This is a genomic window from Sphingomonas sp. STIS6.2 (assembly GCF_000732685.2).
Taxonomy (GTDB): domain Bacteria; phylum Pseudomonadota; class Alphaproteobacteria; order Sphingomonadales; family Sphingomonadaceae; genus Sphingomonas; species Sphingomonas aerolata.
Window position 1 is genome coordinate 87,873 of record NZ_JPDP02000164.1, and the last position, 8,423, is coordinate 96,295.

6 protein-coding genes are annotated in these 8,423 nt (G+C 63.8%); 1 reads left to right on the forward strand and 5 read right to left on the reverse strand.

Going from position 1 to position 8,423, the window contains the following annotated elements; translation table 11 throughout:
* The 4 genes from sphst_RS20110 to sphst_RS20125 form a co-directional block, all read right to left on the reverse strand.
* The coding region (locus sphst_RS20110; RefSeq protein ID WP_234387777.1) for a dienelactone hydrolase family protein at positions 1-674 on the reverse strand (674 nt) is incomplete at its 3' end.
* A gap of 86 nt (positions 675-760) precedes the next feature.
* Positions 761-1,819 (reverse strand): sensor histidine kinase, encoded by a 1,059-nt coding sequence (locus sphst_RS20115; RefSeq protein WP_031393812.1) that lies wholly within the window; start codon positions 1,817-1,819, stop codon positions 761-763.
* Between the two features lie 70 nt (positions 1,820-1,889).
* Complete coding sequence (locus sphst_RS20120) at positions 1,890-2,690, reverse strand: class I SAM-dependent methyltransferase (RefSeq protein ID WP_031394265.1); 801 nt, start codon at positions 2,688-2,690, stop codon at positions 1,890-1,892.
* Positions 2,691-2,860: 170 nt separating this feature from the next.
* Positions 2,861-3,511: a carbonic anhydrase gene (locus tag sphst_RS20125; protein WP_031394264.1), complete on the reverse strand. Its 651-nt coding sequence runs from the start codon at positions 3,509-3,511 to the stop codon at positions 2,861-2,863.
* An 874-nt stretch (positions 3,512-4,385) separates the two neighbouring features.
* Between sphst_RS20125 and sphst_RS20130 the strand changes: the two genes are divergently transcribed.
* A complete protein-coding gene (locus tag sphst_RS20130) occupies positions 4,386-7,220 on the forward strand; it encodes a TonB-dependent receptor (protein WP_234387778.1) in 2,835 nt (944 codons plus the stop codon).
* A gap of 197 nt (positions 7,221-7,417) precedes the next feature.
* On the opposite strand, the gene sphst_RS20135 is transcribed toward sphst_RS20130, so the two are convergent.
* Entirely contained in the window at positions 7,418-8,221 is an 804-nt protein-coding gene (locus sphst_RS20135; protein ID WP_051916314.1) for a Crp/Fnr family transcriptional regulator, read from the reverse strand.
* Positions 8,222-8,423 lie beyond the last annotated feature (202 nt).

Genomic DNA, 8,423 nt, shown 5'->3' on the forward strand with positions numbered 1-8,423 from the left:
TTAAATAGAGCGATGACCGCGTTCAGCGTCTGGGCGAACAGGGCGGGATCATAGCGTGGTCCCTCGTCACGGAGAAACGCGTGCTGGCCGTTGACCTCGAGCCAGCCATAATTGGCGCCGACCGCCTCCAGCCGTGCGCGGATCGTCTCGCGCGCGGCAAACGGGACATGCGGGTCCTGCCGCCCCCAGATGAACAGCGTTTCCGCCTTCAGCTCCTCCATGCGCGCCAGACTGTCATCCTGCTTGCCTTCACCCAGCGTGCCGCTGTGGATGTCGGTCGCGTAAAAGCACGCCGCTGCTGCGACGCGGGGATCGAGTGCGGCGCGGTAGGCAAGATGTCCCCCCAGGCAGACGCCCATCGTCGCGAGCCGCCCGGTACAGGCGGGGTGCGCAGCAAGGCCGTCGAGCGCTGCGACCGCATCCTCGTCAAAGGCGTGAACCGGTTTCGTGACCTTCAGCGCGTTGCCGCGATCGGTGCCGGCCGCGTCGTAGCGCAGCACCGTCCCGGGTTGCTCATACTCATGATAGACCTCGGGCACCGCGACGCAGAAGCCGTGACCGGCGACATAGGCAGCAAGCCGGCGGATCGGGTCCGTGACCTGGTAGATTTCCGAGAACAGCAGAACGCCGGGATAGCGTCCCTCGACCGCGGGGCGGAACAGGTGCGTGCGCATGACGCCGCCTTGTGACGGCATGGCGTCATCCGAAGGAGTGCCGCTGGCGATGCGAGGGATATCAATGAATTCGTCGCTGCGGATGATCATGGGCTAGGGGGCTGTCCTGCGGGGGAATGGGGAATGGTCAGCACGCTTTGTGCGCCGACCGGCTCAGCGCTTCTGACGTCGAAGCTGCCACCGAGCTGTCGCGCTAGCGTGGTGGCGATCTTCAGGCCGAGGCTCGTCGAGCCGCGCGTGTCGAATCCCTCGGGCAGTCCGGCGCCGTCGTCGGTCACGCAGAGCTGCAACCCGGTGGCGGTTTGGACGAGATCGACCCGGATGCTGCCATGATCGCGTCCCACCAGCCCATGCTCGATCGCGTTGGCGATCGCCTCCGCCATGATCAGCGCAACGGGGATCAGCGCGTCGGGGGGTAGCATGACGCCGGGCGGTGCGGAAACCGAGTGGACGATACCCGGATTGCCACCCGCCTCGATCACGTCGGCAGTCAGTTGATGGAGGAACTGGTCGAGCGCGATCAGCGATCCGCTGGTATCGTAAAGCTGCCGCTGGATCCGGCCGATCAGCGTGATCTTGGTCGCTGCATTGTCGAGTGCAAGAGCCGCGGCAGGGTCGGCGATACCGCGCTTTTGCAACGCGAGGACGGCCCCGATCATCTGGAGATTATTCGATACGCGGTGCTGCAATTCGCGGAACAGCACCTCGGTCCGATCAGCCAGCAGCCCGCTGCGCAGCGCAAGGTCGGCGTTGCGTTCGCGCTCGTCGCGCAGCCGGTGATTGGCCTGCTGCATCCAGTGGACCAGCGCGATGTCGACGGCAGCGACTGCGGCATAGAAGAGCAGTGCTACCGCGGTATCGACGCCGAGTGTGAACCCTTGGCGTGGCGCGATGAAATAATACCAGGCCAGCACACCGCACAGCAGCGCAGCCGCCGAACCGGGACCGCGCCCGAGCAGGAAGGACGAGATGATGACCGCCGGGAAGAAGGTCAGGAACGGAAAACCGGGCGGCAGCAGGTGATCGACGCCGATCCGGATCGCGCAGGCAGCGATGGAGAGGGCGACCGCAACGCCGTACGCGATGGCGCGGCGATCCCATAGCAGCGGCAGACGTTCGAGGAAACGGAGTGGGGTGGCGGTCACACGGGTGTCGTAACAGTGTAGCCCGCCGCTTCCAAATCTTGGATGCGGCGGGTGACACTCTGCGCGGCGATCAACGGGGTTTGACGAACTTGAGCGTCATCCGGTCGCTTTCGCCGATCGCGGCATAGCGCGCGCGGCCAACATCGCCCTCGGCGTAATTGGGCGGCAGGGTCCACACGCCCTTGGGATAGTCATGCGTATCCTTCGGGTTCGCATTCACCGCGCTCTCGCCTGCCAGCTTGAATCCTGCCTTGGTGGCATAGGCGATGACCGAAGACCGCTTCATATAGCCGCTCTTGCCTTCCTCGATCTTGCCCGACGCTTCGGGCAGATGGTGTTCGACAAGGCCAAGCGTGCCGCCGGGCTTGAGCATCGCGAACATCTGGTCGAACGCGGCCTGGGTCTGATCGGCGGCCCCGAACCGCCAGTTGTGCACGTTGCGGAAGGTCAGCACGACGTCCGCCGAGCCTGCGGGAACGGTCGGCTGGCCGGCGACTGCCGGGAACATGGCATAGCGCAGCGCGCGATAGGCTTCGGGCATCGCCTGGCGCTTGGCCCGGACAGCTGCGAGACCCTTCTCGCTCGGCGCAGCGGCATAAAGCGTGCCGCGGGCCGCGAGATAGGGCGCAAGGATCTCGGTATACCAGCCGCCGCTGGGCCAGATCTCGACGACCGTGTCACCAGGCTTCACACCGAAAAACGCCAGCGTCTGGGCGGGGTGGCGGAAAGCGTCGCGCGCGATCGTCGCGGGCGTTCGCGTCCCGGCTTTGGTTGCCGCGACCAGGGCGGCGCTCGGCGCGGGATCGGGTGCGGCATATGCCGCTGTGGCGGCCGACAGGCCGGCAGCGATAACCAAGGCAAGGCGCGTCATAGGACCTCCAGTCAGAAGCCAGCAACATAGCGCCCTAATCTGACGGGCCGCAACCCGCCTACAGTCTCGGTCTCCCCTGACCATTTGCGAGAGCTCGCAGCGGCCAGCAGATAAGGTTTGAAGTAAAGATGCGCCGGGCCGACGAGACTTTCGCCGGCCCGGCCTCGGCATCAGTCCGCGCGGGGCTGAGCCGGCGTGAACCCGCCATCCTCGTCCATCACGCGCAGAATGCCGTCGTCGATCGCAAACACCGCGCCGCGGATCTCGAGATCGCCGGCAGCCTCTGCATCGCGGACGAACGGGAAGGTCCGCAGATTTTCAATCGACGTCCGAACGGCAGCCTGCTCCATCGCCTCGCGAGCCTCTTCAGACTTCAGATCGGCATGATCCTTGGCGACGGACTCGCGTGCGCCATCGAGCAGATGCACCCAGTCACTGATGAAGCCACCCTGGCCGCGCTCTGCCTTGTCGAACGTGCCTGCGAGCGCCGCCTTGCAGCCGCCGCACTGGCCATGGCCGAGTACGACGATCTCGCCGACCTTGAGCTGCGTGACCGCAAATTCCACCGCGGCAGAAACGCCGTGATAGCCGCCACCCGTCTCGAACGGCGGAACAAGGTTGGCGACGTTGCGGACGACGAACATCTCACCAGGCAACGTGTCGAAGATCTGCGCGGGTTCGACCCGGCTGTCCGAACAGGCGATCACCATGACGCGCGGTTCCTGTCCGACTTTCAATTTCTCCCAACGGTCATGCTGGCGGCGCCAGTCAGACGTCCGAAACCGCTGGTATCCATCTACAAGATCGGCAAAATCAGTCATTGTGTATCGTCTCCCGGGATACGGCCAAAACGGCCAATTTCAGAAACCCCTTGTCATGCGAGCGGTTCCCCGGGAAGCCCGCAACACTGCCGATCCTGCGATAGGGCGAGCGATCTGCCCCGCGAGTGGCGCAGGTGCGGGGGAATCGTAGGCACGCCCCCCACACGGATGAATTGCGCGACCATGGGGTTGGTCAGGCCCTATGCCATGGGCAGGGGCTCCGGCGCCATGGACAGGGCGCTGCCGCGCGCAGCATCTCGCAGCGCGGATGTTCCGCGCTCGCCTGATCAGCGCTTACGCTAGGGGTGGTAGCGCCATCCGCTGTGCGCGAACCGCATGGCTCGTTGAATGCCCCAAATATCCTACTTTGGTATGGAATGTTGCCCTTATTTGCACGTCGCCAGCGAATACTACTCGAGCCTAAGTGAGTATTCGATCCGTTGCGGTCGGCCCTGGCGTGGGCTTCCGGGGTCATGATGCGCTAGCGCCTGTCAGTAAGCGCGGGTAAGTCCCTCGCAAGGTGGCAGAATGTGCCTTTGATCCGCGCCTCACACCATCTTTGGACGCGTGGAGTATATTGGAAAATTGATGCGCTGACGCGTCTTGCCTTGTCGAACGGACTTGGCCCGGGTCTCGCTGGCGTCAGGTCCGCAGCCACGGGGGCAACCGCCGGACTGAAATGCGTCCCTCTCAGAATTGGTAATAAAAAGGTAATTTTCGCATTAGATTCGGAAAATGAATTTGATATAGGTAGCGGCGCCTAGACATCGACCTGGCTACCAAAAGAATACCGGGCGATTCGCGGGATTTACGGGTGCAGGCATGGGCTGCATCGGGATGGCGCGATGGCGCCTATGAAAAGGGGCTTTGACCAATGGTTTTTCCTAAGCAGATGTTGCTCGCATCCACCGCCGTGGTCGCCAGCGCGATCGCCGGACTGATCGCGCCTGCGGGCGCACAGACCGCGCCGTCATCCGCCCCGCCAGCCGCCGCCGAGCAGCCCGTATCCGCTCAGACACCTCCCACGCAGGCCGCCCCCTCGGGGGACGCGGACAGCGACATCGTTGTCACCGGTATCCGCGGTAGTCTGCGCAGCGCGATCGCGGTCAAGCGCGAGGCCAATGCCGTGGTCGACGTGATCAGCGCCGAAGCGATCGGCAAGTTTCCCGACCGCAACGTCGCCGAATCGCTGTCGCACATCCCGGGCGTGAGCATCGACCGGCGCTTTGGCGAGGGCGAGAAGGTCGCCATCCTTGGTACCGATCCCGCACTGAACCGGATGCTGCTCGACGGTCATGCGCTCGCGTCGGCGGATTGGGGCGGCAACGACAATGACCCCTCGAGCCGCACCTTCAACTATTCGTTGCTCGCGCCCGAACTCGTCGACCGGCTCGAGGTGTACAAGTCGCCCGAACCGCGGATCGAGGAGGGCAGCCTCGGGGGCACCGTCATCGTCCGCACCCGCCGGCCGCTCGAGCTAAAGGCCAATTCGATCTTCGCGTCGGGCGGGTATTCGTACAACGACCGTTCGGACAAGGGCAATGTCCGCGGTTCGGGGCTGTACAGCTGGAAGAACGATGCGGAGACGTTCGGTGTGCTGGTGGCCGCGACCTATGACAAGCAGAGCCTGACGCGCGCCGGCGTGGAATTCTTCGGCTATGACAATGCCGCGGCGAATGCGGACGGCACCTATAATAGCCCGTTCGTCAACCGCGCGCAGGACGGCACGCTCAGCCTGAAGAGCCCGGGTGCGACCATCACTGGCGGAACGATTGCGGATCTCTACAAGGCCGCGTCGCCGTTCGGCATCAACTATGCCTATTTCCAGCAGACGCGCGAGCGCAAGAGCGTGTCAGGCACTGTGCAGTACCGCCCCAGCTCGGAGCTGACGCTGACGCTCAACGGTTTGCACATCAACGGCAATTACGACAATTACAGCCAGTCGATGTACACCATTCCCGGGGCCTGGACGGGCAACGTGCTGCAGTCCGCCAATATCAGTAACGGGGTCGTCAACGCCGCGACCTTCGGTGCCGCCACGAGCCAGAGTGCGCAGCTCGACACGCTCGTCCGTAAGACCAAGCTGACCACCGACAATCTCAACTTGTTCGCGGATTGGGAAGGCGATGACGGCGCCAAGGTGTCGTTCGCGGGTGGCTGGAGCCGGGCGAGGGGCGGGCGCAATCCCGAATATCTGTTCAACGTGCAGACCAGACTGCCGTTCAGCTATGCCTTCACCAACGATACGGCGACGGTCAATTTCACCGGCGATCCGACCAACCCCGCAAACTACTTCACCAACCCGAACAACAATCCGGCACAGATCGAGGGCAGCCCGGTGCTGGTCGGCGGCACGCAGTTGAACGCCGCGCAGATCGGCGGACTCGATTACAGCGTGACGACCGATCGCGACATCTTCGGCGGCTATGATGCGACGATCCCGGTGTCGTTCGGGCCATTCACGCAGCTGATGCTCGGCGCACGCGTCACCGACCATGTCAACCGCATCGACGGTCGCGGCATCAACACCTATCTCACCACGTCGCAGCTTGCATCGCAGCTCAACGTGCCGACCGCGTCGACTCCGGACGGCACATTCAGCGGCAGCGGTGGGCTCGGCAACGCGACGCAGTATCTGAACCTGTCCGAACAGTCGGTGATCGATATCCTGGCGAATGCGATCAATTCGCCGCTGATCCGCAAGATCGGCGCGTCGACCCGCGTCAAGGAAACCGTCGCGGCGAGCTATGCGCAGCTCAATTTCGAGCAGAGCGGCTTTCGCGGTAATATCGGTGGCCGGCTGGTCTATACCAAGGACGTGTCGGACTATGCGCTGACGCTATCGACCGCGGCCAACCCCAACCCCGTGCCGACCCCGACGACGACCTCGACCGACTATCTGAAGTTCCTGCCGAGCTTCAACATCGCCTATGAGGCGAGTTCGTCGCTCATCTTCCGCGGTGCGGTTGCCAAGGTGATCTCGCGGCCACGCTATCAGGATCTGGCGGCGTCGATCTCGCAGAACGATACAACGCGCGATGCGGGTGGCGGCAATCCCAATCTGAAGCCGTATGAGTCGACCAATTACGAGCTGACCGCGGAATTCTACCCGCGTCCGGGCAGCCTGCTCGCGGTCGAGGCCTTCCGTCGCGACATCAGCAACTACATCATCACCACCCGGACCGAGGGGGTGACTTTGTTCAATTCGCTGACCGGGCGGCTGGAGAACAATTACAGCGTTTCGCAGCCGATCAACGGCGGCAAGGCGAAGGTGAACGGCATCCTCGTGTCCGGGCAGAGCGAGATCTGGGGCGGGTTCGGGCTCCAGGCGAATTATACCTATCAGGACAGCACGACCTCCTCGACCGACGCGTCGGGCGCCGATCTCAACCTTCCCTATTTGTCGAAGCACACCGTCAACGTGATCCCCTATTTCGAAAGCGGACCGTTCCAGGCGCGGTTGAGCTACAATTACCGGACGAAGTATTTCCGCACGATTGGCCGTCTCGGCTCGCGCGAAATGGTCGCCGCGTATAACCAGCTCGATCTGTCGGCAGGGTTCAATTTGACCAAGCAGGTCACGCTGTCGCTCAACGCGCAGAACCTGCTCGACGAGACCTATCGCCAGTATAACGCGACGCCCGATCGGCCCACGGCTTTCTACAAGAACGGGCGGACCTATGTCGCGTCGCTGTCCTTCCGCCTGTAGGTCTGGCGACCGCTAGATAGGCCGCGTCTAGTCTCGCCCGCCCAGAGACCGCCTGTCTGCAGACGGCTCTGTGGCGAGCGGGCGTTCATGGCTTAACGGGGTGGCGTGGCACGCTGGAGCGGTAACGCCGCGTTAGCTGGACCTCTATGAAGAAGCAGACCACCACCCGGGCCGCTGTTCAGCCAAGGGCCGCACTATCACGAGGTACCGGGCTCCTTGGACAGTTGGAGATAGGCGGGGTCGAACGCGGCCAGATCGACCAGCGCCGGCCAGTCGTGGATCGTCAGGCGTCGGGCCTCGAGCGACAGCAAGCCGTCACGGCGCAGCTCTTGAAGCGCACGATTGGTGTGGATGGACGTCAGCGCACAGGCATCCCCCAGATGAAACTGGGTCAACGGCAGCGCACAGCTGCCGTCCTGCACCAGCCCAACCCGGTCCATTCGCAGATATAGCTCGCACAACAGATGTGCGATTCGCTGTTTGGCACTGCGTTGCCCGACATTGAGCGTCCAGGCGCGCTGGATCGCGGCGGCGGTCAGCGATTCCCACCACAGGGCCTGCGTCAGGGGCGGGTGGTCGATGGCAAGCACGGCTAGCATCGGGGCATCGACCACCGCAACGCGTGCAGGGGTGATCGCGGCGATCGTCTGGTCCATCCCCGCCAGCAGGAAGACGTCGAAGTCACAGACATCGCCCGGAAGATAAAAGGCGACGATCCGGCGGCGGCCATCGACGAGCATCGTGTAGCGGCACGCCCAGCCGTCAAGCAGGACATGGATCCCGCTTGGCTGCATCCCCCGGTCGAGCAACACCGTTCTTCCGGAAATCGGCCCGGCCTTGGCCGCAAGCAACGTGTTAAGCGCGACCTCCTCGGCAACCGACAGGGGGTGCCGGTCGCGCAGCTTCCGGACGAGCTTGTCCGCCGCGGGACTCCGCGTCGCAAAAGACGTGCGTGGGCCTGAGGTGCTGCCGGGGCGATGTTCGGATAAGACGCTGGTCATCAAGTAGGAACGAGAACGCCTCTGCGGGGGATGACCGAGGAAGTGTGTGATGCGCTCGGCTCACCGTTCGAATCGCTCGACTTATGGAATATCCTGATCCCGCTCAGTGGCAACGCAGCTGGATCGCGTCGTTCCTGCGGTCGGGCTCGTACGATTATCGCCTACCGGACCCGGTTCCGCGCCGTTGGGGGCGCAGAACGCG